General features: G+C 72.3%; 1 protein-coding gene and 1 pseudogene. Both read right to left on the reverse strand.

All coding sequences use genetic code 11. The features are described from left to right. A pseudogene (locus tag DMC18_RS24865) lies at positions 1–337 on the reverse strand (ATPase); the annotation flags it as partial. Positions 338–708: 371 nt separating this feature from the next. Further along, on the reverse strand, positions 709–1,247 hold a 539-nt coding region (locus DMC18_RS24870), incomplete at its 5' end, for an aminopeptidase N C-terminal domain-containing protein (protein ID WP_146218218.1).

Consider the following 1,247-nt stretch of genomic DNA (forward strand, 5'->3'; position numbering starts at 1 on the left):
CGGCCACGGCCATGACTTCGCCGGTGGTGGCCACGGCGACGGCCATGGCCTCGCCGCCGGCGGCGCGCAGGGCGGTCTCGGCCGCGTCCATGGCCGAGGTCGGGTCGCGTTCGAGCAGGTCGCCCGCCGCCGACAGGCCGGCGCGCTGGGCGGCGAGATTGGTCTCGACCTTGCCCGACAGGATCTGGGCCTGAGCGGCCAGGGCCGCGCCGCCGGGCGGGGCGGCGGCTTCCTTCTGGAGCTTGACGACGCCGAGGGCGGTGTAGACGGCCAGCAGCAGCAGGGCGGCCAGGATCACGACGCGGACATAGGCCTGCGACGACCGGGCGGCGCGCATGCGAGCCGCGCCCGCAGCCGAAAGTCCGGCCTTCGCCGTCCTCCCGGGTTTCGCCCCGCCAATCCGCAACGCTTAAAGCTCCCACACCCCCGGCGAGTCAGTTCGCCGACTATGGTGAATCTACCGTACCCGTTCGGTCGGCGTCACCCTGGCGAGGCCCGATTCCCTGGGGGCTGAGCGCTTTGGTCGCAACCGTTGCGCGGAAGAATCACCCCAGGCTCGCGCTAAGGCTTCGCGTGCGACGACCGAGAACCCCCTCCGGCCCTCCGGGCCACCTCCCCCAGAGGGGGAGGATCTTGTCCGACGCCGCGCCGAAAGATGCTCCCCCTCTGGGGGAGCTGTCGCGGAGCGACTGAGGGGGTCTTTCGCCGCTAATCCAGCGCCCGTCCGGCCAGCTCCAGCACGTTCTTCGACAGGCCCGGCGCGGCCTTCACGCGCTCAAGCTCCCGCCGCATCAGGTCGCCCAGCGCGGGGACATAGCGCCGCCAGCCGCCCAGGGGCTCGACCAGGCGGGCCGCCGTCATCGGGTTGAAGCTGTCGACGATCAGGATCTGGTCGGCCAGGAAGCGGTAGCCCGCGCCGCTAGGGTCGTGGAACCGCGCCGGGTTGGCGCTGGCGAAGCCCTGCACCAGGGCGCGGAAGCGGTTGGGATTGCCGGCGTCGAAGTCCTCGTGCCCGGTCAGGGCCAGCACCCGCTTCAGCGCGCCTTCCGACGGATCGCGGGCCTGCACCGAGAACCACTTGTCCAGCACCAGGGGCTCGTGCCGCCACTTGGCGTGGAAGGCCGAAAGCGCCTTCTCGCAGGGCTCGCCGCCGACGGCCAGCAGGGCCGAGAGGCCGCCCATGGCGTCGGTCAGGGCCGCGGCGGCCTCGAAATGGCCGACGATCCGCTGGACGTTGTCGGCGTGCG

It is taken from the genome of Caulobacter sp. D5, assembly GCF_003185805.1.
GTDB lineage: Bacteria > Pseudomonadota > Alphaproteobacteria > Caulobacterales > Caulobacteraceae > Caulobacter.